The 25831-nt window shown below is 69.7% G+C and carries 20 protein-coding genes; 10 read left to right on the plus strand and 10 right to left on the minus strand.

Features of this window, described 5'->3' with window-relative positions; all coding sequences use genetic code 11:
* Positions 1 to 268 precede the first annotated feature (268 nt).
* The gene (locus CHF15_RS22335; RefSeq protein WP_089225635.1) at positions 269 to 571 is read left to right on the plus strand and encodes a DUF6221 family protein; all 303 of its coding nucleotides are present in this window, start codon (positions 269 to 271) and stop codon (positions 569 to 571) included.
* A 103-nt stretch (positions 572 to 674) separates the two neighbouring features.
* Here the strand turns inward: CHF15_RS22335 and CHF15_RS22340 are convergent, their stop codons facing one another.
* Positions 675 to 1697: an AraC-like ligand-binding domain-containing protein gene (locus CHF15_RS22340; RefSeq protein WP_089225636.1), complete on the minus strand. Its 1023-nt coding sequence runs from the start codon at positions 1695 to 1697 to the stop codon at positions 675 to 677.
* Positions 1698 to 2135: 438 nt separating this feature from the next.
* Here CHF15_RS22340 and CHF15_RS22345 point away from each other — a divergent pair, with 438 nt between their 5' ends.
* The 3 genes from CHF15_RS22345 to CHF15_RS22355 all read left to right on the plus strand — a co-directional run bounded on the left by CHF15_RS22345 (position 2136) and on the right by CHF15_RS22355 (position 8395).
* A complete protein-coding gene (locus CHF15_RS22345; RefSeq protein WP_322975694.1) occupies positions 2136 to 3077 on the plus strand; it encodes a hypothetical protein in 942 nt (313 codons plus the stop codon).
* A gap of 172 nt (positions 3078 to 3249) precedes the next feature.
* Entirely contained in the window at positions 3250 to 3987 is a 738-nt protein-coding gene (locus tag CHF15_RS22350) for an SDR family NAD(P)-dependent oxidoreductase (protein ID WP_089225638.1), read from the plus strand.
* A 643-nt stretch (positions 3988 to 4630) separates the two neighbouring features.
* The gene (locus tag CHF15_RS22355) at positions 4631 to 8395 is read left to right on the plus strand and encodes a S8 family serine peptidase (protein ID WP_089225639.1); all 3765 of its coding nucleotides are present in this window, start codon (positions 4631 to 4633) and stop codon (positions 8393 to 8395) included.
* A 153-nt stretch (positions 8396 to 8548) separates the two neighbouring features.
* On the opposite strand, the gene CHF15_RS22360 is transcribed toward CHF15_RS22355, so the two are convergent.
* The 3 genes from CHF15_RS22360 to CHF15_RS22370 are packed head-to-tail and all read right to left on the minus strand — an operon-like array spanning position 8549 to position 11814.
* Positions 8549 to 10249: an FAD-binding oxidoreductase gene (locus tag CHF15_RS22360; RefSeq protein ID WP_089225640.1), complete on the minus strand. Its 1701-nt coding sequence runs from the start codon at positions 10247 to 10249 to the stop codon at positions 8549 to 8551.
* Positions 10250 to 10261: 12 nt separating this feature from the next.
* The gene (locus tag CHF15_RS22365) at positions 10262 to 10969 is read right to left on the minus strand and encodes a lysophospholipid acyltransferase family protein (protein WP_089225641.1); all 708 of its coding nucleotides are present in this window, start codon (positions 10967 to 10969) and stop codon (positions 10262 to 10264) included.
* Between the two features lie 38 nt (positions 10970 to 11007).
* A complete protein-coding gene (locus CHF15_RS22370; protein WP_245938970.1) occupies positions 11008 to 11814 on the minus strand; it encodes an SDR family NAD(P)-dependent oxidoreductase in 807 nt (268 codons plus the stop codon).
* Positions 11815 to 12210: 396 nt separating this feature from the next.
* Between CHF15_RS22370 and CHF15_RS22375 the strand changes: the two genes are divergently transcribed.
* The 4 genes from CHF15_RS22375 (at position 12211) to CHF15_RS22390 (ending at position 17218) form a co-directional block, all read left to right on the plus strand.
* Positions 12211 to 13038, plus strand: coding sequence for a hypothetical protein (locus CHF15_RS22375; RefSeq protein WP_089225643.1), 828 nt, complete (start codon positions 12211 to 12213; stop codon positions 13036 to 13038).
* Positions 13038 to 15350, plus strand: coding sequence for an SDR family oxidoreductase (locus tag CHF15_RS22380; protein WP_245938988.1), 2313 nt, complete (start codon positions 13038 to 13040; stop codon positions 15348 to 15350). The genes CHF15_RS22375 and CHF15_RS22380 overlap by 1 nt, the downstream gene beginning before the upstream one ends.
* Positions 15350 to 16144 carry a hypothetical protein gene (locus CHF15_RS22385; RefSeq protein WP_089225645.1) on the plus strand — a complete coding sequence of 265 codons (795 nt, stop codon included), beginning with the start codon at positions 15350 to 15352 and terminating at the stop codon, positions 16142 to 16144. The genes CHF15_RS22380 and CHF15_RS22385 overlap by 1 nt, the downstream gene beginning before the upstream one ends.
* Before the next feature lie 318 nt (positions 16145 to 16462).
* Positions 16463 to 17218 (plus strand): SDR family NAD(P)-dependent oxidoreductase, encoded by a 756-nt coding sequence (locus CHF15_RS22390; RefSeq protein WP_089225646.1) that lies wholly within the window; start codon positions 16463 to 16465, stop codon positions 17216 to 17218.
* A gap of 187 nt (positions 17219 to 17405) precedes the next feature.
* Here the strand turns inward: CHF15_RS22390 and CHF15_RS22395 are convergent, their stop codons facing one another.
* Together CHF15_RS22395 and CHF15_RS22400 are read right to left on the minus strand one after the other, a co-directional pair.
* Entirely contained in the window at positions 17406 to 17822 is a 417-nt protein-coding gene (locus CHF15_RS22395) for a MerR family transcriptional regulator (RefSeq protein ID WP_089225647.1), read from the minus strand.
* Between the two features lie 420 nt (positions 17823 to 18242).
* Entirely contained in the window at positions 18243 to 19619 is a 1377-nt protein-coding gene (locus CHF15_RS22400; RefSeq protein WP_179279908.1) for an amidohydrolase family protein, read from the minus strand.
* Positions 19620 to 19740: 121 nt separating this feature from the next.
* Here CHF15_RS22400 and CHF15_RS22405 point away from each other — a divergent pair, with 121 nt between their 5' ends.
* Positions 19741 to 20694, plus strand: a complete 954-nt coding sequence (locus CHF15_RS22405) for a LysR family transcriptional regulator (protein ID WP_220093313.1) — start codon at positions 19741 to 19743, stop codon at positions 20692 to 20694.
* 161 nt (positions 20695 to 20855) lie between these two features.
* On the opposite strand, the gene CHF15_RS22410 is transcribed toward CHF15_RS22405, so the two are convergent.
* From CHF15_RS22410 to yczR, 4 genes are all read right to left on the minus strand, one after another.
* On the minus strand, positions 20856 to 21824 hold the full coding sequence (locus tag CHF15_RS22410) for a DUF4184 family protein (RefSeq protein ID WP_089225649.1): 969 nt from the start codon (positions 21822 to 21824) through the stop codon (positions 20856 to 20858).
* Between the two features lie 374 nt (positions 21825 to 22198).
* Positions 22199 to 23050: a hypothetical protein gene (locus tag CHF15_RS22415; protein WP_089225650.1), complete on the minus strand. Its 852-nt coding sequence runs from the start codon at positions 23048 to 23050 to the stop codon at positions 22199 to 22201.
* Positions 23051 to 23058: 8 nt separating this feature from the next.
* Positions 23059 to 23397: a PadR family transcriptional regulator gene (locus CHF15_RS22420; RefSeq protein ID WP_089225651.1), complete on the minus strand. Its 339-nt coding sequence runs from the start codon at positions 23395 to 23397 to the stop codon at positions 23059 to 23061.
* A gap of 130 nt (positions 23398 to 23527) precedes the next feature.
* Complete coding sequence (yczR, locus tag CHF15_RS22425; RefSeq protein ID WP_458363510.1) at positions 23528 to 24898, minus strand: MocR-like transcription factor YczR; 1371 nt, start codon at positions 24896 to 24898, stop codon at positions 23528 to 23530.
* 151 nt (positions 24899 to 25049) lie between these two features.
* Between yczR and yczE the strand changes: the two genes are divergently transcribed.
* Entirely contained in the window at positions 25050 to 25691 is a 642-nt protein-coding gene (yczE, locus tag CHF15_RS22430) for a membrane protein YczE (protein WP_089225653.1), read from the plus strand.
* Positions 25692 to 25831 lie beyond the last annotated feature (140 nt).

Below are 25831 nucleotides of genomic sequence, written 5' to 3' on the forward strand. Positions count from 1 at the left end.
GGTGAAGGCAACCTCGGCAGCCCGGTCAGCGCCGGCGTTGCATGCGTGCAGCGTCGACCGCAACGCGACCGCCTGATCGGCGGTCGGCAGCAGCTTGGCTTGCACGACAATCTTCACGCCCACGACCAGTACCGTATTCGGCCGGACTGACAATCACCGCCGATGACGGCCGACTTGAGGCGCAGCGAGGTCTGGACATTTCACGCCCACGCGTTCAGGACCCGATTCCTCCCGGGGCTGAAACCCCAAGCTTCCTCGGCAGAACACGGTGAAGTTCATTGAGGCTCGGTTGGATGAGGAGGCCGAGTTGGCGCGGCGGTGCGGCGGTGACGGCTGTGGGGTGTGGTCTGCTCAGGGGCACACGGTCGACTTCTGTCAGGTTGACATCTCCGGGTTCCACCCCGCGATTGCTCTGCATGTGGCTCTGCACGACCCGGCCCGCGTCCTGCGCGAAGTCAAGGCCAAGCGGCGCATCCTGGCCCGTCATGCCCGCGACCCCTGGCCGTGCCACGACCTGCGCGACCTTGCTTCGCCCTACACCGACCATCCCGACTTCCCCGCCCGGACCTGACGCAGCGCAGAAGCACGTCCGAGCGCCCGACGATGCTGGGAGCCCTATTCGGGCCTCCCCCAGATCATTTACGGGCTCCGAGGCCGCATACGCGGTCTGACAGTCAAAAAGAGTCGGCCGAGGTTCCCCGACGGGGAGACCCCGTTGCAGGTGAAAGGCCGCTCTCTCCGCCGCGCGTTTGCGACCGCACCCCGCGGGGGCTCACACCGTACGCCGCCTTGAACACCCGGCTGAAGTGGGGTGCGCTGGCGAACCCCCACCGGTGGGCAATCGCCTCGATCGTCATCAACTGATACGCCGACGACGCCAGTTCCCTCTTGCACTCCTCGAGGCGCTGCGTCCTGATCCAGTCGCCGAGGGTGATGCCCGCTCGGGAAAGGGTCAGGTAGAGCTGGCGTACGGAGATCTGATGCTCGGCGGCGATACGTGCCGCGGTCAGGTCGGGTTCTGCCAAGTGGAGGCGCACGTATTCCTGAACACGTTGCAGAAGTGTGTTGTTCAGAGGTGCTCTGGCCAGGTCGTCACGGCCCAGGGTCATGCTGACCACTGCCCTGATCAGGTCGACACAGGGCTGCGCGAACAAGGCGGTCTCAGCCTCGTCGAAAGCGGCCTGGTCACGGGCCAGCCGGGCGAAAAGCGCTGCTGCGGCACCCACGACCGGGCGTTCCGAACCGATGCGTACAGCTGTGACCTGGTCGAGCAGCGACGGCCGCAGCCCCAGGACGCGCGTGGGAACGCGCACGAGGACCGAATGCATCGTGCCGTGAAAAGCGGCCTCATAGGGCTTCGCGTTCTCGATTACCGCGAGATCTCCCGCCCGTGTGACACTCTGCCTACCCCCCTGCTGGAACCGGGAGACGCCCGCTTCCTGGAGATGGACGAGAACCTGCGGCGTCATGTCCTCGTCCACCGGGGCGGCAGCCGCACGGCGGAGGCGGGCCACGTTCCAGCCTATTTCCGAGACTTTCACCGACCCCACCGCGCGGGTGGTCGCATGAGCCTTCAGGCGATTCGGGTCCGGGGGAAGGTCCACTTCTATGCGGCCGTTGATGGACCACGAGAATGCACGGATCGCGTCCGCACGATCGCCGGGAGCCAGCGACGCCACGTCGAGTCGATCTGTCATGCGGGCTCCCTCCAGAACTGCTTGCGGGGCTGCACGCCGGGACAGATCTCCACGGTACTGCGGCCGGCGGGTCGCTTTGCCGCTTTTACTGTATCTTGCACCTTTATTTTTCACGTAACCCCTCGGTAGGTCGACGGACCGTAGGTCCTGTCTCGTGCGGCGCTGCCGCGCCCATTCCGTGGAAGTCGGACCGCCGGTGGCGATGCCGCGCGCCGACGTGCTTCCTCGTCCGCGCGCGCCCGCGGACCCCCGTCGTCGGCCACCCGGGAGGGCGTGCCACAGCATGGCCGGCCCCCGGCGGTCAGGGTCGCGGAAAACTCCTTGCTCCCCGATCGGCCCGCTTGGTGGGATGCAGGGGCTTCGACGACGGGAGGGGACAGCTTGGCGGTGTTCGGCTGTGCGGGCTGCGGGGCGGTCCTGACTGCGGCGGTGTCGGAGGTGGCGTTGCCGATCCACCTCGCCGGCACCCACTGGGAGACGCTGCACCCGCCGCTGCTGGAGGCCGGAACCTACACCGTCGACCCTGAGCCGTACGGGCCGCCGTGGCGGGACGAGGTCGGCACACGCGAGGCGGCGGAGCGGGGGCTCTTCGCACCGTCCGGCGCGCTGTCCGACGGGTCGCCGGACACCGTCCTCCTCGCGCCCGGTGACATACGCGGCACCAGGCTGATCCTTGAGCGGGCCGGGGGGTACTGCATGGGGATCGACGGGAGCGACGGGCCGAACCTTGCCTGCCTGGGGTGCGATCTGCCGGTCGGAACGCGGATGGACGACTGCGGGTGCTGGCAGGTCGTCCGGCTCGTCCCGCAGGCAGTGGTGCGGCTGCCCAGCCCACCGGAGCGGCCGGTCATGGACTGGGCGGAGCTGCTGGCCACCGGCGCACTGTGGCACCGGCTGCGGGCGTACTGGGACATCCCGGCGGGCGTGGCTCTCGCCCAGGTGGTGGTGGCCGCCGGGGGCGCGCCGGTCGAGGTGGCGCCGGGGCCGGTCTCCGGACTCCTCGGCCGGGCACTCGGCGCGCTGCTGCCCGTGGGGGAAGGTGCGAAGCGGCTGGACCTGGCGGGACCGGGGTATGGCGAGCCCGCTGCCGACCTGGTGCTCGTGCCGGTCCATCCGCAGACCCGAGAGGTGTGGCGGCCGCGTGCCGGGGCGGTGCCGGTACCGATGGATGCCGCGCTCTGGGCCGAACTCGCCTTTCCGCCGCACCGGACCCGGCTGCCGGTGGTCGGCGGGCTGCCGCCCGGCGTGGAGCGGGACGATCCGCTGCCACCGCACCCGCTCTACCCTCTCCAGCCGTCCAGCGAAGCGTTCCGGTACACGCTGGCGCGGATGCCCGCCGTCAGGGAACCGTGGCTGCGGGCGATCTACGACCGAGTTTGACGTCCTGTCAGCGCCGGCTGCCCAACCACCGGCAACTGCTTGACGTGGCAAGCAAATACCAACATGCTTGTCGCGACAAGCATGTTGCCGCCGGTTCGCAGGACGTCGTCCCGTGTCCGGCCGGCCAGATCGGCCGAAGTCCGCGGACCACGGCCCTTGGGAGGACCCCCACATGGCACTTGCCGACAAGATCGCCCTGGTGACCGGCTCGACCGGCGGTATCGGCCGCGAGACGGCCCTGCTGCTGGCCGGCGCCGGCGCCGAGGTCGTCGTCACCGGTCGCCGCGCCGATCAGGGGGCCGAGACGGTACGCACGATCACCGAGGCCGGCGGCCGGGCCCGTTTCGTCGCGGCCGACCTCGAGGACCTGGACTCGCTGCGCGCGCTCGCGGAGGAGGCGGGAGAGGTCGACATCCTGGTCAACAACGCCGCGGTCTTCCCGATGCTGCCGACCGTCGAGCAGGACGCGGACTCCTTCAACCAGGCGGTCGCCACCAACATCCGGGCCCCGTACTTCCTGACGGCGGCCCTGGCTCCCGGGATGGTGGCCAGGGGTTCCGGGGCCATCGTGAACGTCAGCACCATGGGCGCCCGCGTCGGCCTGCCCGGCATGTCCGTCTACACCGCCACCAAGGCCGCGCTGGAGTCGCTGACCCGTACCTGGGCGGCCGAGTTCAGCCCGGCCGGCGTCCGCGTCAACGCCGTCGCTCCCGGACCGGCCGGCACCCAGTCGGTGATCGACCTGTGGGGCCAGGAGGCCGCGGAAGGGTTCGGCAAGATCACCCTGCTCGGCCGGATCGCCCAGCCCCGGGAGATCGCCGAGGTCGTCTTCTTCCTCGCCGACGGATCCCGTTCCGCCTACCTCACCGGCGCCACTGTCGCCGCCGACGCCGGCGCCACCGCGATCTGACTGCCACCCACGGCGGGGAGATACGCGGCCCGCGTGATCTCGCGGAGGCGCGGCCGGCGGTTCTTACCGGCCCCAGATGATGACGCAGGCGTCAGATCACCCGCGTTCTCGGCTCGTTGTCACACATCGACCGGCTGTCCGGTCTCAGTAGGCGCAGGCTGCATGACAGGGCAGTCTGCCGGCACGGACTGATCACCCGTGCCGAGCGGTGGCCATCGGCCCGGTGCGACACGGGCCCGGCTCGCCCGGAGCGCCCGCCTCCCGACAGTGGAGGCGGGCGCTCTGCGTCGCCCGGTCAGCCGTCCTTCGGGGCGCCCGCACGGACGCGGACGATCCCAACAGCGGTACGAGTACCGATGACGACACCGACAACGGTCAGCCCATGGATCTCCCGGTTGTCGCGGGCCATGGGTGACTCCGGGGCGAGTGAGGCAGCAAACACACCGAATGTTGTGACGACGAAGCACCGAGAATCCACGGTGTCTTGATCAATGACTCGCGTCCCGGCGGCGGTCACCGCACTGCTGTCACCACTTCGAGGCCGGCATGGACGGTGGGTTGGTCGAGAACCAGGCAACAAACACATCACATGGTGTGACTACGATGCACTGGACATCCTACGGCGACTCGATCAAGGACTCGTGTGAGACCTCATACTCCGGCCCGGCAGGGCCTGCCCATCCTGGCAGCGGTCACCGCGCTGCTGACGGTGATTCCCCCGGCCACAGCCGCCGACCACGCCCCCGCCGCGGTCAAGGGCGTCCCCATAGCCGACGGCGGTTCACTCGGCTCCACTCCGCGGACCGTCACCCTCATCACCGGGGACCGCGTCACCGTCACCCCCGGCAGCGACGGCCCCGCGACCGTCACCGTTGCCGCGCCGAACGGAGACCGGGCGAACGTACGCGTCAGCAGCAAGGACGGGGACGTCTACGTCGTACCCGCCGCTGCCGAGCGGCACTTGGCCGCCGGTCTCCTCGATGAGGCCCTGTTCAACGTCACCCGGCTCGTGGCCGACGGGTACGACGACTCACGCTCCCGTGGGCTGCCCCTCATCCTGGGCTATTCCTCGGACTCGCTGCGCAAGAACGACCTGGCGTCCCTGCCGGAGGGCGCCACCGGCGCGCGGACGTTGACCAGTATCGACAGCACCGCTGTCACCCAGAGCCACCGCCGGGCGGCGGACTTCTGGGCCGAGCTCACCCAGGCGACGTCCGCGGCTCGCGGCACCGCCGCGGGCGAGCCGTCGCTGAGCGGCGGCGTCCGCAAGGTGTGGCTGGACGGCAAGGTCAAGGCGACGCTCGAGTCGAGCGTCGCGCAGATCGGCGCACCGGACGCCTGGGCGCGCGGAAACACCGGCAAGGGTGTCGACGTCGCCGTCCTGGACACCGGATACGACAACGAGCACCCGGATCTCGCCGGTGTCGTCGCCTCGTCCCGCAGTTTCATCCCGTACGAGGACGTCGTGGACCGCAACGGTCACGGCACGCACGTCGCCTCCACCATCGCCGGTAGCGGCGCGGCATCCGACGGGAAGGAGAAGGGCGTCGCTCCCGGCGCGGCCCTCCACGTCGGCAAGGTCCTCGACAACTCCGGCTCCGGGTCCGACTCCTGGGTCATCGCCGGCATGGAGTGGGCGGCACGCGAGACCAAGGCGCGCGTCATCAGCATGAGCCTCGGCGGATTCGCCCCCGACGACGGCACGGACCCGCTCAGCCAGGCCGTGAACGCGCTCAGTGCCGAGACGGGCGCCCTGTTCACCATCGCGGCGGGCAACAACGGAGAGAACGGCGCATCCACCGTCGCGAGTCCGGGCTCGGCGGACGCCGCGCTCACCGTCGGCGCCGTCGACTCGACGGACGCCGTGGCCTCGTTCTCCAGCCGCGGCCCCCGGTTCCGCGACGACGCGATCAAGCCCGAGATCACCGCGCCCGGCGTCGGGATCCTCGCGGCACGCTCGCAGTACGCGACGTTCGGCAGCGGCTCCTACGCCTCCCTGAACGGCACCTCCATGGCGACCCCGCACGTCGCCGGGGCCGCTGCCCTCGTCGCGGCCCGCCACCCGCAGTGGTCCGGGGCCCGCATCAAGGACGCCCTCGTCAGCACGGCCGCCGAGACGCCCGCCAACACCGCCGACGACGGTGGCAACGGGCGTGTCGACGCCGCGGCGGCCTCCGCGGCCGACCTCGTGGCCACCGGCACCGCCGACGCGGGCATCCACTCCCTGGGCGGAAAGCCGGGGCAGACCGTGGACCGCCGGATCGAGTGGCTCAACTCCGGCGACAAGGCGGTCACCCTCACGCTGCGGGTCGACGCGCCCGACGCTCCGCAGGGCCTGTTCACCGTGGCGGACCGCCAGGTGACCGTGCCGGCCGGGGGTACCGCCGCGACCACGCTCACCACCGTCCTCGACCGCGCGCCGGCGGGTTCCCGCTTCACCGGACATCTCACAGGGCTGGCGGACGGCAAGCCCACCACGCGCACCCTGCTGGCCGTCAGCACCCGCGAGGAGTACCACCACCTGCGGCTGCACTTCCAGGGCCGCGACGGCGAACCGCTGGCGAACGTGGTGCGGGTCCAGCGCCATGGCGACGGGGCCCGCTTCGAAGGGGTCACCAACACACGCGGCGACATCGACCTCGTCGCGCCGAACGGCGTCTACACGGCGTGGATGTGGGGCGACGTCCGCGGCACCCACGGAGCCTCCTCGCTCGGGCAGGCGCTCCTGGTCAAGACCGGCATCCGGATCCACGACGCCGACACGTCGGTGACCGTCGACGGCAGGGAACTGCGACCGACCGAGGTCGTCACCCCGCAGAAGACCACGGCCGGTGCCGTCCGCGCGGACTTCTTCCGGTCGTTCACGGACGGCTCTCCCGCCATCGGCGAGGCCTCGACCCTCGCTCCCCAGCACGACAGCCTGTGGGCGCTGCCGGCGGGCAGGCCCACCGACGGCGATCTGCTGTACACCGTCCGGGCACGGATGGAGCAGCCTCTGCTCAGCCTCTCCTCGGGCTCCCAGGAGTTCGACGACCTGACGCTGGAGCCCGGTGCGGCCCGGCCGGCCGACCGTACGCACACCCTCCCGGCCGTCTTCGCCGGTGACGGCCGAGAGCAGGACTACGCGGCGGCCGGGGCCCGGGGCAAAGTGGCGGTGGTCCGCTACGTGCCCCTGCCGGACGGAGACGACGACCGCGATTCCCGGGCCGTCGCTCACGACCAGATAGCCGCCGCCGAGAAGGCAGGCGTGGCGGTCCTCGTCATCGTCAACGGCGACAGCGGACGCTACTGGCCGAGCGGCAGCCGTAGCAAGATCGTCGTCGCGGGCGTCTCGCGAACCGAGGGCGAGATCCTGATCGACCGCATCCAGAGCGGTTCCGGCTCGGTGCCCATGCACATCACCGGCCGCTCCACGACCGACTACCTCTACGACCTGGTACGCACCTGGCGCGGCGGCATCCCGAAGGCCCTGCGCTATGCGCCCGGCAAGAAGGAACTCGCCCGGGTCGACGTCGATTTCCGCACGAAGAACAACGTGTACGAGAACCGGTTCGACATCCAGCCGTACCAGCTCTTCCAGCTGGACACGACCCGGCTGTCGACCTCCGGCGCGCGACGCACCGACTGGGTGACCGCCGCCCCCGACGCCGTCTGGAGGGAGGAGGCCCATCAGAGCGGCAGCCAGTACTCGGACCAGTACTCCGGCCGGGTCGCCTACCCGGCGGGGCGTGCCACGAACGTCCAGTGGTTCGGCCCGATCGAACGGCCTCGCATCGTCGAGTACCTGGACACCCCCCGGCGCTCGGGCGACTTCGTCCTCGGACAGATCCCCGGCTTCGGCGACGGCGGCCGCAATCACGCCGGCACCGGTGGCCCCGGCACCACGGCGCAGTCCGTCGAACTCCACCGGAGCGACAAGCTGCTCGGGAGCACCGACGGCCCCTACTTCCAGTTCGCGCTTCCGAGCGCCGCGAGCCGCTACCGGCTGGTGACCACCACGAAGCGCACCGAGGGGTACCCGTACTCCACCTCCACCCGCACCGAGTGGGGCTTCACGTCCGAGAAGCCGCGGAACGGCAATGCGCCGCTGCTCCCCCTTGTGCAGTTGGACTACGCCATCCGCACCTCGACCGACGGAACGGCCCGGCGTGACGCACAGCTTGTGGTGGAGCCGTCGCACATCCCAGGCGCCTCCACGGCCCGGGTCCGCACCGACAAGGTCGAGGTGTCGTACGACGACGGCAGGACCTGGCAGCGCGTCAGGCTGCAGGACCTGCGGGACGGCGCCGCGCGCGTGACGTTGGACGCTCCGCGGAAGGCCGCTTTCCTGTCGCTGCGGGTCCACGCCTCGGACACGCGGGGCAACACCGTGACGCAGACCGTCATCCGGGCCACCGGCCTGAGCTGACCGTTCGTCACCGGCGGACCTCCCGATCCGTCGGCGACCGGGCCGAGTGGGTACCACTCGGCCCGGTCGACCTCGAAGAGCACTGACACGTCATGGCGAGGGCCGTTGCCGTACTCAGTCGGCCCTCTCCCGCCGGGCCCGCACCGGCCGGGCTCAGACCACGATCTTGCGCGGGTTGAAGTTGCCACCCGGGTCCGCGGCCTCGAAGAGGCCCGACATGACCGCGACGCCCTGCGCCGAGATGTCCTCCTCCAGCCACGGCGCGTGCTCCAGGCCCACGCCGTGGTGGTGCGAGATCGTGCCGCCCGCGTCGACGAACGCCTGCTGAATCGCGCGCTTGACCGTGTCGTACTCGCCGAGCGGGTCGTCACCGAACACGAAGGCGAAGGTGAAGTACAGGCAGGCGCCGGAGTGGTACGAGTGCGACATGTGGCACATCGTCCAGCCCTTGCGGCCGATCTCTTCGTAGGCGCTGTCGGCCGCGTCGTAGACCGCCGCATGGATGCCGCGGAGTTTCGACCACGGACCGGCTGTCTCGCTCACATCGCCGGCGGCGCCGTGGTCGAGCAGGAAGTCGCGGATGTACGGCGTGTCGAACTTCTTCTGGTCGTAGAGCGCACCAGGTCCCTTGCCGACGCCGATGCCGTGGTGCTTGCGCACGATCCGGTCGACGACCGACTTCTGGCGCTTCGCGTGCGCCGTGTCCCCTTCGAAGCCGATGAAGGAAAGGCAGATTTCGTCCAGGTTCCAGCCACGCCGCTTGAGGTACGCCATGAGGCCGGCCTGCGCCTTCTTGGCGATTCCCTTCGACGCTTTGCTCGTCGCCAGCGAGAAGCCGGTCTCGTGCGCGTCCGAGATGCGCGTGACGGAGGGCGAGACGTCGCTCGCGGCGATCTCCTGCATGGCGGCGAGGCCGTGGTCGAAGTCCTTGAAGAAGTAGGCGTAGATGCCACGGCTCTCGGGGAGCCGGTGCACCTGCACCGTGGCCTCGGTGATGACGCCGAGCCGCCCCTCCGAGCCCACCACCATCTCCCGCACGCTCGGCCCGGTCGACGCGCTCGGGACGGCGCGGATCACGAGGACCCCGCCGGCCCGCACGACACGCAGTCCCTTGACGATGTCCGCGATGTCGCCGTACTTGTCCGACTGCATGCCGGACGAGCGGGTGGCGACCCACCCGCCGAGCGAGGAGTGGGTGAACGAGTCGGGAAAGTGCCCCATCGTCCAGCCGCGGTTGTTGAGTTGGGCCTCGAGGTCAGGGCCGAGCGCCCCGGCCTGGATGCGCGCCAGACCGGAGTCGGTGTCGATCTCCAGTACCCGGCTCAGGCGGCCGAGGTCGAGCGCGACGACCACCCGCGACTCGTCCGGGTGCGGCTCGAGGCTGCCCGCGATGTTGCTGCCGCCGCCGAAGGGGATGATCACGGCGTCGGCCTCGACGGCCGCGTCGACGACGCTCTGGACCTGCGCCTCGTCCGCCGGGTAGACGACCACGTCGGGAGTGCGCGCGATCTCGCCGGCTCGGAGGCGGACCAGGTCACGCAGGCTCTTGCCGTACGTGTGGACGACTCGGGACAGGTCGTCGACGACGGCGTTGCCTGGCCCGACGATGCCGATCAGGACGCTGAGGAACTCTTCCGGCGCCCTCGAGGCCGGTACCTTCAGCTGTGAGAAGTCGGGCCGTCCGGTGCGCTCGCCCGCCCAGAGATCGAGACCGACGGCCCTGTGCACGAACGGTGCGAATCCGGGCTTGTCCTCGTGGTGGAAGCCGACGCCTTCCACGCCCCAGCCCCACCACTTCATGTGTTTCACATCACCGGTGCGCATGGCGTCGGTGCGGGAAGCGGGTTCGGTCACGGACGGTCTCCTTCAGCTGTCACGGCGTGAGGTGGCATGGGTGCCGAGGATCCGGTCGGAGTTCTCCTCGGCCAGGCTGACGATCGTCGAGCGGATGCGTTGGCTGAACTCGTCAACGGACTCTCCGGGCAGGGCGGTGAGCGGTTCGCCGAAGACCACCCCGACGGGCAGGCGGCCCGGCTTCGGCCAGCTCGATCCGCGCGGATGCGCCGCGTACGCCCCGATGACCGCGACGGGGAGTACGGGCACCTCGGCGGACGAGGCGAGCGCCGCTGCCCCGGGCTTGAACGCCCCGAGGGATCCGTCGCGCGAGCGAGTGCCCTCGGGAAAGATCAGGAGCGGCACGCCCCGGTTCAGCAAGGCTTTGGCGCTCACTCTGCGGGCGCTCGTTCCGGTGCGGTCGACCGGGAAGGCGTTGAAGAAGAGGGCCGTGAGGCCGCGCCGCCGCCACACGTCGAAGAAGTAGTCGGCGGCGGCTCCCACCGCGAGGTAACGCGCCAGTCGGCGGGGCAGCGCGCCCATGATGAGTGGCGTGTCGAGGTGAGAAGTGTGGTTGGCGACGACCACATACGCGTCCTCGACTTTTTGCAGGCATTCGCGCCCGAGTACCGTGACGCTGGTCATACGCCACACGACGGGCTTAAGCAGCCCCCGCTGCGCGACGAAGCGCGCTGCGGCGTGAAAGCGTGAGGTGAAACGGTCGCGCGTCGTCGCGGGCATCCGCTTCCTTCCCGTGCGGGCTCGCCCGCACCAATTTTTCAGTGCGTGCGGCTGTCGTTGCGGCTGGAGGAGATCCGCCGCGAGATCCACCGCACGGTGTGGCGTGGGAGATGGCGTGTGAACCAGATGAGCAGCCGGTACCGGAAGCTCGGCATGGAGATGACCCGTCCGCGCCGCACGTCGCGCAGACTGCTCTCCACGAGTCGATCGGCGTCGAGCCAGAGGAAGTCCGGAACGCTCGACGACCGGATTCCGGCGCGGGCGTGGAACTCCGTGCGGACCCAGCCCGGGCAGAGCGCCGTCACGGTGACGCCCGTTCCGTGCAGCTCGTTCGCCAGACCTTCGGTGAGTGAGATCACGAAGGCCTTGACGGCCGAATAGCTCCCCATCGTGACGAATCCGGCCGTGCTGGACACGTTGACGATCGCTCCGTGTCCGCGTTCGCGCATGGCCCGCCCGGCAGCGCCGGCGAGGACCAGCACCGCGCGGCCCATGACCTCGATCGCCCGGTCGTGCGGGGCGGTGTCGGCCGAGGTTATCGATGCGTGCACGCCAAAACCGGCGTTGTTCACGAGCATCTCCACCGGACGGGCGGGGTCCTCCACCCGGGCGGCGACACGCTCGACGTCGGCGCGGTCGGACAGGTCGGCGGGCAGCACCTCGACGGCGCGGCCCCGGGCTTCGAGCTCGACCGCCATCCGGCCGAGACGCTCCCTGTCGCGCGCCACCAGGACCAGGTCCCATCCGCGGTCTGCCAGAGCGCGCGCGAACGCCGCTCCGATACCGGACGTCGCACCGGTGACAAGTGCGACTCCCGTACGGCTCAGCATAGTTTCATATGCCATCTTCTTGGCATCCGAGCTCCCCGCTCGTAGCTTTCACATGGGTGGCGAGCGGGTCCACGCCGTCGAGCCGGCAGCAGCCGATGGCTGACTGCCCGCGCCTGACACATCCTTCGTTTCCCGGCTCAGACCGTTTGACCACGCACGCATCAACCGTGTGACACGAGCTTCCGCAGACGCTCGTGCGGACTCGGGATCCGCCCTGCATTCCACCCGCCACGATCCGCCTGTTTGCCCCGAATCATCCCCTCACCCGCACCATCCGCCCCCCGAGCGGAACCAGGCCACGTGTCACACATGCGCAGGCCTCCTGGTCACACGCCATAGCCCCTGAGGTCTTTCGCACGTTCCGGGGCCGTCACCAAGTCGCCCCCACTCCGGCCCCCAGAAAGCCCGCGCATGAACTCAAACGACGAGGCGCCGACCACGCCGCCCGGGACAGCGGGCTTCAACGTGCGTGAGTTCGCCCGCACGGCACACGGCAGCCACCGCGGAAGGCTCGACCTCGCGTCGCTCGCCGAAGAGCCGCTCGACACCGATTCCCTCCGGCTCGTTCGCGCGCTGCGCGACATGGAACGCACCACACTCCACCGCGTGCGCGACCTCCTGGTGACGGCGACGCACAAGGACGCCCGGGTCACCGCGTTCCTCACCACGTGGATGTTCGAGAGGTACTGGATCGCCGACGCCCTCGACGCCGTCCTGGACGCCTCACCCGCCGCCCACGGCCTCCCTTCGAGCGCCGGCCCGGCACGGCGGGTACTGGCGGAGCGCCGCGAGCGCCGTGGACCGATCCGTCGTTCCCTCATCGCCAACATCACCGGTACGCAGATCGTCGCCGAACACGTGACGACGAGTCTCGTGGACGAATGGATCACACAGGCGGCCTACCGGCGTCTGCCCGGAGTGTCCCCCGCCATGGCGTCGATCATCGGACCCGTGGTGGAGATCAAACAGCGCCACATCCACTTCCTCGCGGAGGAGGCGGAACTGCGGCTCGGGCGCTCGGCCCGCGCCCGGCGCATCACCCGTCGCGCCCTGCGGCGCTCCGCCTGGCCACTCGGCTCGGTCGACCGCTCCCGGCACGAGCGCACCTTCTTCGAACGCCAAGTCTTCGGCGACCAGAGCGGAAGGGCCGAGGCGGCCCGGATCCGCGCCATGGTCGCCGCACTCCCCGGCATCGGTCCCGGTGTCGCGTCCACCGTGGAATCGAGGCTCCTTCCGTGATGCCGCACACCGCCGAGACCGAACTCGGCACCGCGCACGTCCTGCTCACCGGCGCCACCGGCTTCGTCGGGCAAGCCGTGCTCGAGCGGCTCCTCACCGATCACCCCGCCACCCGCATCTCGCTCCTCGTACGCGGGAAGGGCGGACAGACCGGGCAGGACCGGCTCCGGCGGCTCCTGCGCAAACCCGTGTTCGGGCCCTGGCGAGAGGCTGTGGGAGCCGAGGAGGCCGAGCGTGTCGTCGGCGAGCGGATCACCGTGCTCGACGGCAGCATGACCAGCGTTCCCGAGCTGCCCTCCGACCTCGACGTCGTGATCCACTCGGCGTCGACCGTCTCCTTCGACCCTCCCATCCACGAGGCCTTCGACACGAACGTCAACGGTGCCGTCAGCCTCTACCAGGCCCTGCTCGCCTCCGGTTCGGACCCGCACGTCGTCCACGTGTCGACCTGCTATGTCGGGGGACTCCGCCGCGGTGTGGTGGCCGAGGGCAAGCTCGAGCACGACGCCGACTGGCGCACCGAGTGGCGCTCCGCGACACAGGCCCACGAGCGCACCGAGCTGACATCTCGGGAACCGGCGCGGCTCGAGCGGTTCATGTCCCGCGCCCGCCGCGACCACGGCAAGGAGGGCCCGATCGCGGCGGCCCGCGCGAGCGAGGACGCCCGGCGCGAGTGGGTACGCTCCCACCTCGTCGACGCCGGCCGGCGGCGCGCCCAGAGCCTGGGGTGGACCGACGTCTACACACTGACGAAGGCACTCGCAGAACGCGCCGCGGAAGACCTCTGGGGCGAGGCCGGACACCGGCTCTCGGTGGTCCGGCCCGCGATCATCGAGAGCGCACTCCGGCATCCGTTCCCCGGCTGGATCGACGGCTTCAAGGTCGCCGACCCTCTGATCTTCGCCTACGGCCGCGGCCAGTTGCCGGACTTCCCGGGGCTGCCCGACTCGATCCTCGACGTCATCCCCGTCGACTTCGTCGTCAACGCCATCCTCGCCGCGGCGGCCAACCCGGCCCCTGCCGACGAGCCGGCGTACTTCCACATCGCCTCGGGCGCGTCGAATCCGCTGCCGTTCCACCGCATGTACGAGAACGTCCGCGACTACTACGTGCAGCACCCGCTGCCCAAGGACGACGGTTTCGTCGAGGTACCGACCTGGAAGTTCGCGGGCGAACGCAAGTTCAACCGACGTCTTCTGCTGGCGAAGAAGAAGGCCGACCTGTGGGACGCCGGCCTGCGGCTGCTGCCGAACGACGAGCGAAAGCGCGCTCTCGCAGCCCAGAACGCCAAACTGCGCGCCGGCATCGCCACCCTCGGCAACTTCACCGACCTCTACCGCGCGTATGTGCAGACCGAGATCATCTTCGACGACCGCAACGCCCGCGCGCTGAACGACGCCCTTCCGGCCGAGGTACGCGAGGACCGCGGCTTCGATGTCGAGCGGATCGACTGGGAGGAGTACCTGCAGAAGGTGCACCTCCCCTCCCTGAGCAAGCTGACAGCGGCCCACCGCCGCCGGAAGGCCGCGGCCGCCAAGCCCGCAAGCGCCTGCCCGAAACCGGAGCTGCCACGGCGTACCGACGTGCTCGCCGTCTTCGACCTCGAACGGACCGTCCTCGACTCCAACATCGTCGAGCAGTACCTCTGGGTGCGTACCTCGGGCTTCCGCAAGGCGGCCTGGCCGAAGGAGGCCGCGGACCTGCTCGTGGCGCTGCCCGGCTACCTCCGCGCCGAGAAACGCGACCGCGGCGAGTTCATCCGCGCGTTCCTGCGCCGCTACCGCGGCATGCCCGTCGCCCGTCTCGAGCAGGTCGTAGGACGCGGCTACGCCGACACGATGCTGCGGCACACGTGCGCGGACGCCCTGACGCGCATCCGCGAGCACCGTGCGGCGGGCCACCGCACCGTCCTGGTCACCGGCTCCATCGGCCTGCTCGCCGCTCCGCTCGCCGGCCTGTTCGACGAGGTCGTCGGGAGCTCCATGCACGTGAGGGACGGTGTGCTCACCGGCTACCTCACGAAGCCGCCGCTCGTCGACGAGGCGAGGGCCGCATGGCTTCGGCGGTACGCCGAGGAAGGCGGCTACGACCTCGCGGCCTCCTACGGCTACGGCGACAGCCACTCCGACCTGGCGTGGCTGTCGCTGCTGGGCAAGCCCTCGGCGATCAACCCCGACGCCGAACTGGCGCGCGCGTCACACAAGAGGAACTGGGACATCCACCGCTGGAAGAGGGGCGGTTCGGGTGTACGCAGCGAGGTCGTCGCCGCACGGGTGACGATGCCGCCGCGCACCGAAGAGGAGAGTGACTGATGGCTTTCGACATCGACAAGTACGCGAAGAACTCCACCGCGGTGCAGTGGGCCGACCTCGACTTCGACGAGTTCGAGCGCGACCCGCTGTCCGAGGGGACACTGCGCACGCTGCGGTACATGTGCGACATCGAGTACCACACGGTGTGCTACATGCGCGATCTGCTGACGACTCCGTCCCACAACGAGCCCGCGGTGGGCACCTTCATGACGATGTGGAACCGCGAGGAGTTCTGGCACGGCGAAGCGCTCGCGGCCGTGCTCAAACGCCACGGCGTCCGAATCGACTTCGACGAGCTCAAGGCGACCCGTCTCAAGCTCGGCTGGCAGGACCGCTTGGGGACGGTGAAGCAGACGGCGATGAGCCGCCTCGTCGGACATGACTTCGTCGCGGTGCACATGGCGTGGGGCGCGGCGAACGAGTGGTCGGCCACCGCGGCGTACCAGCGGCTCGCCGCGTTGGAGAGCCACCCGGTGCTGGTGCCGCTGCTGAAGCGGATCGCACAGCAGGAGACGAAGCACGTCGCGTTCTACGCGTCGCAGGCGCGTGACCGTCTCGCGGCGAGCAAGAAGGCCCGCAAGGTGGCCCGGTTCGCACTCGAGAAGGCCTGGGGCCCGGTCGGCTCGGGCGTGATGTCTGAGAGCGAGGTCACGCACGTCATGACCCACCTCTTCGCGGGCCCCGAGGGCCGCAAGCTCATCCGCGACATCGATGCACACATCGCGAAGCTGCCGGGGATGGACGGGCTGCGCATTGTGGAGGATTCCATGGACAAGCGCGGGATCGCGGCCTGAGTCCCTCGCACACACGCGGTCGTCCCACTCGTCACCGTGGATGGGGCCGATGGTGCGCGGGGACCACGGCACGAGGCCCGGTCGCCGTCTGCGGCACCCGCAGGACGGCGATGCCGAGGTGCGTGACCGCCGGCGAGCGCCCGGTCCGGTCGGGCATAACCGTTCCCGCAGGTCACGCCACGCAGATCAGGGCAGGTGGTGGAGGTGAGCGCGAGTGGTGGGCGTCATACCGTCCGGGCTTGACCTTCACACTAATGTCAATCTTTAGCTTCGGTTCAGTAGCTGAAAGCCAGCTGAACGGCGCAAGGAGACATTGCCATGTCCAAGACTCTGACAGGACGGACTGCGCTCGTGACCGGAGGGTCGCGGGGCATCGGTGCGGGGATCGCCCGTGAACTGGCGCGCGAGGGTGCAAACGTTGCCATCACCTACCGAAAGTCACGCGAGCAGGCGGAGGAGGTTGTCGCCGACCTGGTCGCTCTCGGGGTGAAGGCGCTCGCCGTACAGGCGGATCAGTCCGTTCCCCACGAGGCGTCGACCGCCGTCGAACAGGCTGCCGAGTTCCTGGGCGGCCAGATCGATGTGCTGGTGAACTCGGCCGGGGTCGCCGTCATGGGCACCGTCGACCAGTTGGACCTGGAGCTTCTCGAAGGGGTCCAGCAGATGATGGCCACCAATGTGATGGGGACCGTCGTCACCACGCATGCCGCGTCGCGCTTTCTGTCCGACGGCGGGCGTGTCGTCCTGATCGGAAGCATCGTCGCCCATCGCGTTCCCGTACCTGGCGTCGCCGAATACGCGGCGAGCAAGGCGGCGATCGACCAGCTCGGGCGCGGGTGGGCGCGCGACTTCGGCCCGCGCGGCATCACCGTCAATGTCATTCAGCCCGGAGCGACGGACACGGACATGAACCCCGCGGACGGGCCGAACGCCGCCCCGCAGGTGGCCATGACACCCCTGGGACGCATGGGCACCACCGAGGACATCGCCAAGGCGGTCGTCTTCCTCGCCGGTGAGAACGCTTCCTACATCACGGGTGCACGGTTGACCGTCGATGGCGGATTGAGCATCTGATTCGGACGCAGTACCCATGTCACGCGGGGCTCCGATGCCGGAAAGCGACGGGACCGGAGCCCCGCCACTGGGGAATCCGTCCGTTGCGGCATTCTCCGGCCCACCTTCGCCTCATCGGCGGCGTCAGCCTCGCACTCCCCCATGGCGCCTCGCGGCAGGTGGACGCTCGACCGCGCAAGCCTCGCTGTCACTCCCCGACCAGGACCATGACTCCATCCGCGGTCGTGGGTACGGGGGCCTCGGCGTCCTCCTGGAAGCGCAGGTACGCCTCGATCGCGCGCTGATTGCGTTGCAGCACGTCGATGCGCCGCTTGATACTGGTGAGTTGACGCCGCAGGCCCTCCAGGTCCTTGGCGTCCGGGCACTCCCGCGCGTGTGCTTCGCCCTCGGCGGACTCCAGACAGGGCAGGACCTCGCGGATCATCTCCGTCGTCAAACCGACTTCGAGAAGTTCGCGGATCTGGTGTACCCGGTCGATGGCCGGCTCGCCGTACGTGCGGTATCCGTTGGGACTCCGGAACGGCGTCAGGATGCCGACCTCTTCGTAGTAACGAAGCAACCGCGGCGCGACACCGGTCTTCGCGGCCAGCTCGCCGATCTTCACATTGCCCTCCCTTAGCCAGGCATTCGCGCCGACGGCAGGCTTCGTCGTCGCACAGGTAGGCGGTCTCACCTTCGGCCGCAAGACCTTCACATTACTGTAAAGGTTTGGATTCTTCCACGGCCCCGAAGGTGAGGTCCAACCACCCCCACCCCGGTCCCATCAATGTGGCACAAACCGCAATAAAAGTACCAATCCGCACTCCGCTTTCCACGGCCGGCCGACCGACGCCGGCCCGGGGATCCGGCCGCCGTCCGGGCCGATGCGCGACCCGGACAGCGGGATGGGATCAGAGCAGCTTTCCGCGGGCCTTCGCCGTCCGGACTTCGGCACAGGCGCTCTCGGCATCGGCCGGGCCCACCACGTCCTTGGCCGCGGCAGGGTCGGGACCGGTCCTGGTGGTGCGCCTCGCCGGCGGCGTGCTCACACCCACGCGGGACCGAGGACGTCCTGCAGACCGGCGGCGGCGAACAACCGTCGACGGGACTCCTCCAGCCGCTCCTGCGCCTGGGCGGCCTGCCCGGTCAGCTTGCCGTGGCGCTTGAGGATCCGGCCGTCCACGAGGACCGTGTCCACGTCCGCCGGGCCGGCGTTCAGTACCACGGTGGTCACGGCGTCGTTGAGCGGGCTCAGGTGAGGGCGGCGGGCGTCGACGAGGATGACGTCGGCGCGCTTGCCCGGGGTGAGGGAGCCGATGCGGTCGCTCATGCCCCAGGCCGCGGCGCCGGCGGTGGTGGCGAACCCGAGGACGTCGTGGTGGTCGAGCTCCACCTCCATCGGCGGTTCGTCGCGGGCCAGCGCCGCGGCGTTGGCACGAGCCCGCTCGGCGGCGAGGGTCAGGCGCATCTCGCTGAAGAGGTCGGTTCCGGCGCCGGCGATGGTGTCGGCGCCGAGGGCGGGCTGGATGCCGTGGGCCAGGGCTCGGCCGGTGATGGGGAAGGTGCCCATGGCCATCTGCATGTCGACGGTCGGGCAGGGTGTGATGTGGCCCCCGGTGGCCGCGATCCGCTTCAGATCCTCGTCGCTGAACGCCGCCCCGTGGGCGTGGTGCACGTCAGGGCCCAGCAGGCCCAGTTCCTCCAGTGTGCCGATGGTTCGGTACTTCGACAGATAGCCGGGGATGCCGGAGTGCATGCTCAAGGGGACGGCCAGTTCGCGGGCAAGGCGTACGTCGTCGGCGGTGGTCTGCGCGGTGGAGAACTCCGGTCCGCGCAGCGCCAGGCCCATGGTGACGCGGGCGTCGTCGTCGGACAGCACCTCGGCGCGCATGCGCCGGGCGTCGGCGGGGTGTCGCTCGGAGCTCTCCACGAACCACTTCATCACGCCCTCGCCCACGGGCGGACCGTAGAGGAACACCGCGCGGATGCCCGAGTCGCGCAGGGCGCGGACGTTCTCGTCCGCGTGCTCGGGCGTGGTGACGATGTGGGACCAGTCGGCGACGGTCGTGACTCCGGCGTTGACGGCCTGCAGAGCGCCCCACAGCACGCCGGCGTAGACGTCGCGCGGCTCGTACTTGTCGAGCAGCCCGGCCAGCACCACCTGGAAGTAGCCGCCGAGGGATACCTTGCCCCCGGCGCCGCCGATGGCCCCCTGCCACACGTGGCGGTGCGAGTCGACCAGGCCCGGCATGACCACATGGCCTGACGCGTCGATCACTTCGGCACCCTCGGCCTGGAGCCCGTGGCCCACGGCGGCGATGGTGTCACCACTCACCAGCACGTCGGCGCCCGGCAATTCGCCGAGGCGCGGGTCACCTGTGACGACGTGGCCGCCTCTGATGAGGATGGGGTTGTTTGTCATTCTTTGCCCTTTCTGGTCATGCATGAGCTCCAGTGTCCGGTCAGGCACTTACACTTGTCCAACATTAAACTTTGATGGATTGAGCAATGTCCCTGCTGAACTGCCCGAGAAGTGAGGTGCCATGGAATTCCGCAGGCTGCAGGCATTCATCGCGGTCGCGGAGGAGCGGAGCTTCACCCGGGCCGCCGAGCGCCTGAACCTGGTGCAGTCCGGAGTCTCGGCGTCGATCCGCGCCTTGGAGAAGGACCTGGGTACGCCGCTCTTCGCGCGCACCACTCAGCGCGTGGAACTGACCGCGGCAGGAGCGGCGTTGGTGCCTCAGGCACGCCGCGTACTCGGTGCGCTGCGCACGGCCCGGCAGGCGGTCGACGAAGCTCGCGCCGGCCTGAGCGGAACACTGGAACTCGGGATCCTGTACGGGCTCACTCCCGGAGACATTCTTCGCACCCTCGCAACGTTCCGCCGAGCGCATCCGGGAGTCGAACTGCGTCTGCGCGGCCCTGGCAGCCGCGGTTCCAGTTCCCACGTCGAGGATCTGCGCAAGGGCGATCTCGATCTGGCTGTCCTCATGACCGCCGGCCGGCCCCTGGATGGGCTCCGCCTGCACTCGCTCGTCACCGAGTCCGTCGTGCTCGCCTGTGCATCAGACCATCCGCTGGCCGACCGGTCCAGTGTGGAGCTCGCCGACGTCATGGGATACGACGTGATCGACTTTCCTGTCGGGTGGGGAATGCGATCCGCTGTGGACTGTGCCTTCAGCCGTGCCGGACTGCCGCCGCGCAAGGCGATGTTCGAGATCGACGACATTCCCACGGCGCTCGACCTCGTCCGGCACGGGCTGGGCCTCGCCTTCGTACCGGAGCGTATTGCCTCAGACGTCGCCGACATGCGCTTCCTCACCGTAGGGCAGTACCGCCCCACGTACGACGTGTGCCTTGCCGAGCCGGAAGATCGCCCGCTGAACCCGACGGCCCGGGCGTTCCTGGCCGAGGCACTGGGCGCCGCACGGCGCGGTGAGAGCACGTCAGCCACACTCGAGGCCGCTTCTGCCGGGCAGGCCAGGGGGGCGGCGTAGCATCTGGTCGAACTCCGGGGCGGCTTCACGCGCGCAACTGCTGCACACGATCGCGGCCGTCGGTGGTGATGGATGCGGCCGCTGCGCTGCGCCAGGGCGGTTCGCGGAGGTGTCCGATGAGAATACTCATCGGACACCTCCTCATGCGGAGCGACGCTTCATCAGGCCCGGCGGCTGCCGACCCTGGCACTGCCCGACTCTTCCGGCACCTGACGCCGTGGGTCCCTGATCCGGGCGGCATGCCAGACGAATGAGTAGATGACCAGCCCCAGTGCGATGCCGAAGCCGGCGCCGATGACGATGCGCCGCAGGGCGACCTCGATCGACGCAAAGGAATTCACGTCAAGGACGCGCTGCGCGACACCGAGGCCGCACGCCGCGACGAGCGCGAAGATCACGGCGTTCCGCGCCCGGTTGCCGAGGACCAGGCTGGTGGCGGGCGGCACGGAGACCGCACCGCTCCACTTGCGGCGAAGCCAGAATCCGATGGCCATGAGGCCGGCGACGCTGCTCACGTACTGCGTGAACCGGAGCACGTCGAGCCCACCGATGACAGGGGTCCGCATGAAGGAGACGTGCTCGTCGACGAACATGTCGTAGTGGGTGAAGGAATCCCAGACGAGGTGGGTGACGATGCCGATCAAGGCAGAAAGCAGAGTCCAGAGCGTACGCCGGGCCGCGCCCGCCGCTCCCCCTCCGTAGCCGGGGGCTTCACGGACTCGTGCGGCAAGCTTCGGCACCATCGCGAGCACGGGCCGCTTCACCAGCATGTAGAGGGGCACCAGGGCGAGCGCATACACCAGATCGATCCCGATACCCGTGAAGGAATGCGTACGGGCGAGGCTCAGGTACGGCTCCCACCACACCGGATGATCGGCCTGGATCCCGATGAATTCGGGCACGTCGGGCGCAACGCAGCCGGTGACCAGCGCGGGCATCACAAAGGGGTGTCTGGCCACCATGAGGACAGCGGCTGGATGGGACAGGGTAAAGGGCATGACGACGCAGGCTCTCTTCAGACCGACGGGGCCCGTCACGGGCATGGTTACGAGGGCCGGGAAACCCGGAACTGACACGGAGGGCGGGGTCTTCTCACCGCGGGCTCCAGGCCGGTCCCCCGGTTCTCTCATCGAAGCGGGTTCCAGGAGCCCTCAGGGCCAAGGCCCTTTCTCGTCCTGGGCACGGATTTCAGGCGCGTGCTGCGCGGCGACGTTCACGTCCGCCCCGTACCGCGTGCGTGAAGCCGCGAACGGGCCGAGAACACCCGCGCAATAGGGGTGTCAGCAGCCGCGGCGCCCACGACCAGGGCCTCCGGAACGAACGGGCGGCGAACAGCGGCGGGGGGAATGGCACTGGTATCCCGCTTCTTCTGGGGCGGAACCGGTGTCACCAAGAGCGCCCGTCACCAATACAACGCTCAAGAGATTACTCATCTCAACGGACTATCGCAAGACGCGCACGCCCCTGCCCGGGCGAGAGGCCTCGTCCGGGTCCGAAGCGGGGTTCAGCGCGGGCGGCGCACCGTTCGAAAGGCAGCCGGCACAGCGCCTGTGAGCGCCAGTGCGAGAAGCCCGCCCAGCATGGGCCGCGCGTCACCCCACGCCGTGCAGGCATAGGTGATCATCGGCGGGGAGGCAAGCGCCACCGCGCCGGCCTCACGCAGGCCGCGCGAGCCCTCGCGCAGTGCGAGCACCACTCCGGAGGCCGAGAGAACGAGGAGCGGCCAGGCCCCGTACTCCGTGCTGACGCCGAAGGCGCGCGTATTCACAGCGACGACGGGCAGCCACGCGCACCCGGCCATGATCCCTGCCGTCGTCTGCAGGCGCCTGTCGGCCCGGCGATCCGGAGGGCAGGCGAGCACCACGGCAACCGTCGTCAGGGCCACCGCGGGAGCGACCACGAGCTCGCCGAAAACGCACGCTGCCAGCGCGGCCGACCCGAGCAACCCCGACACCGCCACGACCACGCCGGGCACCCACCGGCCGCACAGGGCCATGATCGCGCCGCCGCACACCAGGAGAGAGAAGAGCAAGGCCAGCCCGTAGTCGAGCGGCAACGTGGCAAGCTGCAGTCCCACCGGGGCCGGCGAGGTCACCATTCCCGCATACCAGGAGGTCAGCCGCAGGCCGTGCACCACCGCGCCGGCTCCGAGAGCGAACGGGGCCGCGGCTGCGACGAGCCGGCCCGCGGGCGCGGTCGAATGCAGGCCAAGCCGAATCCGCACGGCATGTGCGGCCAGATCCGCATCCGCGCGCAGTCGCGCCGGTCGCGACATCCCCGCCGTCATCTCCTCGTGGATGTCCGCGATCTCTCCACCGTAGGCGGCGCGGTAATCGGCCGGATAGAGCCGCAGCACGCGACGGATCACGCCGGTGCCGCCGTACCGGCGATCCCCAGCCGCCTTCGGGCCTCCCGTGCGGTGGCAGCCAATCGCTCGGCCTCCACTGCCAGCCGCTCACGGCCTGCTGTCGACAGCGCGAAAATACGTCGCGCCCGGCTGTCCACGACCTCTTCCCGCTCCACCTCGATCAGCCCCTCCGCCAGCAACCGGTCCAGCGCCCCGTACAGTGCCCCGGTGCGCGGTACCACCCGGCCGTCGGTGATCGCCTTGACCTCCTGCGCGATGGCGTACCCGTGACGCGGCGCGTTCGCCAACGCCGTCAACACCAGCACTCCCAGCTCCTGCATCGCACGCTCACTCATACCAACAGAATATTCCGCCTGGCAGACTGCCGGGCGGCCTCATGTGCATCGCAGCACTCGGCTCGCGTCAACGAGTGGTTCCGAGGGGTCATTCATCCATCCAGGCGTGAAGGCCGTGACTCAGCGACGGTCATGCGACGGGCGCCGGGTTGTGAACCCCGGTAGCGCCTCGGGTGAGTGCTTGCTCTGCCTGTGCGAGCCCACGGATCGCCAGGGTCAGCCGGCTCGAAGGGAGCGCGTACGGCAGGCGGATGTTGCGTTCGAACGCGCCTCCGATGCCGAATCGCGGTCCGGCCGCGATGGTCACTCCGTAGTCGGGCGCGATTGCGGCCAGCCGTGAGCTGATGGGCTGCGGGAATGTCGCCCACAGCGTCAAGCCACCGGCCGGCTGCGGGGCATGGATGCCGGGCAGATGCTCGGCGAGCGCCCGGCTCAGTGCGTCGCGTTGCGACCTCAGTTGCTGAAGCGTGCCGGGCCGCCGGGTCCGGCCATCGTTCAGGAGGACGGCTGTGGCGAGCTGCTCCACGAGGGGGGTGCCGAGATCCGTGGCGTGACGGGTCTGCTGGACGCGTTCCAGGACAGAGGGCGCTGCGCGGATCCAGCCGATGCGCAGGCCGCCCCAGATGCTTTTGGAAACCGAGCCGATGCTGATGGCGGTCGGCATGTGGAGCGCGAAGGGCTCCGGGCTCTCGCCGTCCAGGGCCAGGTCGGTCATGGTCTCGTCGATGACCGTGGGGCAGGCCAGCCGGAGGCTCTGGCGGACGCTCGCGGGCATGCACAGCCCCGTCGGATTGTGGAAGTCGGGGATCAGGTAGGCAAGACGCGCGATGCGGCCGGCCGCCTGGAGTTGCACGGTGTCCCAGCCGGAAGACGACACGGCGACGGGGAGCGGACGAGCCCGTACCTCGGTGAACGTGGCTATCGCGTGCGGGTAGGTCGGATGGTCGATCAGGACCTGGTCGCGTGGCGACAGCAGTGTCCGTGCCAGAAGGGCGAGCGCGTGCTGCGCGCCGTTGGTGATCAGGATGTGATCGGGAGCTGTGGGCAGCCCGCGCCGTTCGTACCAGTGGGCCACCGCTTCGCGCAGCTCCGAGGTGCCGTTCCGGTCATAGCCGTGCCGCTCGAAGTGCCGTGGCAGCTGTTCGAGAGCGGCCGCGAAAGCGGCGTGGAGGATTTCGACGGGCGCGGGCGGCGCGGCGAAGGACAGGTCGATTGTCCCCGGGCTCGCGCCGGGCCGGGGCCCGGGGGACGTGTCGTCGGGGAGCCGCACGGTCGCCCTGGCCCGCGCCCGTGTGGCGAGGTACCCCTGCTCGACCAGAGTGCGGTACGCGGCACCGACGGTGGTTCTGCTGGTGGACAGGGCGACGGCCAGGTCACGCTCGCTCGGCAGGGTCGAGCCGAGGGAGAGACGGCCGTCCAGAACCAGCAGCCGCAACCTGTCGGACAGGCGCTGATGCGCCGACCCGGGCCCTTCCTGCCAGGCCCCGAGCATGCGTGCCACCACGTGCGAAGAAACTTTCACCGAGCCAGCCTAACCAATCTGGCTATGGAATCCAGGTCCAGATGCCCCACAGGCTTGCCCCATGGCACCTCCCGCTTCCCCTGCGCACACCTCCGTCCCAGATGATCACGACCAGCATCTTCTGACCAACATGAATGCATTCGCCCAACTTCGGGCGGGCCGAAAGGCGCGTCGCATCCCCCAGCTTCTGGCCGGCTTGGTGGGGTACGGAGTCGCCGTGATGACGCTCGTCGAGTCCGGTCTGGGGGCGGCCAGCTGGAACGTGCTCACGGACGGCGTCTCCAGGACGCTCGGCCTCTCCTTCGGATGGACGACCAACCTGATCTCGCTGCTTGTGCTCCTCGCATGGATCCCCCTGCGGGAACTGCCCGGCCTCGGCACCCTCCTCAACGTCGCCATCGTGGGCCTCGCCGCCGATGCCACCGCCACCGTGCTTCCCCACCCCCACGGGACCCCTGCCGCGATCGGATACCTCGTACTCGGCCTCGTGGCACTGGCCTTCTTCGACGCGCTCTACCTCGGAGCACAGTTCGGATCGGGCCCTCGCGACGGCATCATGACCGGACTCGTCCGGCTCACCGGCCTGCCCATCGCGGCGGTACGCACCGGCATCGAGATCACCGTCGCCACCGCCGGCTGGCTCCTGGGCGGAACCTTCGGGGTCGGAACCGTACTCGTCGCGCTGTGCATGGGGCCCCTCGTCGGCTACTTCCTGCCACGCATGGCCGTTCGCCTCCCCACCGTCGCCGCGGACGCACGGCACAACCCATGAACACGAGTCCACGGCCTGTCCGGACCGCCCCGCCCCGGCTCCGGCGTGGCCACAGGGGCCGGACCGGCAGCCCCCTCCACGGCGTATGCACCGGCACCCCAGCACGCCGGCCGACGTCGCGGGCCACATCATCGGCCGGG

Source organism: Actinacidiphila glaucinigra, from assembly GCF_900188405.1.
GTDB classification, from domain to species: Bacteria; Actinomycetota; Actinomycetes; order Streptomycetales; family Streptomycetaceae; genus Actinacidiphila; species Actinacidiphila glaucinigra.

Excerpts from the sequence above, each read along its gene's own strand:
- CHF15_RS22420 (WP_089225651.1), bottom strand. The coding sequence starts at position 23,397 with ATGAGTGAGCGTGCGATGCAGGAGCTGGGAGTGCTGGTGTTGACGGCG.
- yczE (WP_089225653.1), top strand. The coding sequence starts at position 25,050 with ATGAATGCATTCGCCCAACTTCGGGCGGGCCGAAAGGCGCGTCGCATC.
- CHF15_RS22370 (WP_245938970.1), bottom strand. The coding sequence starts at position 11,814 with ATGGCATATGAAACTATGCTGAGCCGTACGGGAGTCGCACTTGTCACC.
- CHF15_RS22410 (WP_089225649.1), bottom strand. The coding sequence starts at position 21,824 with ATGAGAGAACCGGGGGACCGGCCTGGAGCCCGCGGTGAGAAGACCCCG.
- CHF15_RS22340 (WP_089225636.1), bottom strand. The coding sequence starts at position 1,697 with ATGACAGATCGACTCGACGTGGCGTCGCTGGCTCCCGGCGATCGTGCG.
- CHF15_RS22350 (WP_089225638.1), top strand. The coding sequence starts at position 3,250 with ATGGCACTTGCCGACAAGATCGCCCTGGTGACCGGCTCGACCGGCGGT.
- CHF15_RS22380 (WP_245938988.1), top strand. The coding sequence starts at position 13,038 with ATGCCGCACACCGCCGAGACCGAACTCGGCACCGCGCACGTCCTGCTC.
- CHF15_RS22405 (WP_220093313.1), top strand. The coding sequence starts at position 19,741 with ATGGAATTCCGCAGGCTGCAGGCATTCATCGCGGTCGCGGAGGAGCGG.
- CHF15_RS22390 (WP_089225646.1), top strand. The coding sequence starts at position 16,463 with ATGTCCAAGACTCTGACAGGACGGACTGCGCTCGTGACCGGAGGGTCG.
- CHF15_RS22400 (WP_179279908.1), bottom strand. The coding sequence starts at position 19,619 with ATGACAAACAACCCCATCCTCATCAGAGGCGGCCACGTCGTCACAGGT.
- CHF15_RS22365 (WP_089225641.1), bottom strand. The coding sequence starts at position 10,969 with ATGCCCGCGACGACGCGCGACCGTTTCACCTCACGCTTTCACGCCGCA.
- CHF15_RS22385 (WP_089225645.1), top strand. The coding sequence starts at position 15,350 with ATGGCTTTCGACATCGACAAGTACGCGAAGAACTCCACCGCGGTGCAG.
- CHF15_RS22375 (WP_089225643.1), top strand. The coding sequence starts at position 12,211 with ATGAACTCAAACGACGAGGCGCCGACCACGCCGCCCGGGACAGCGGGC.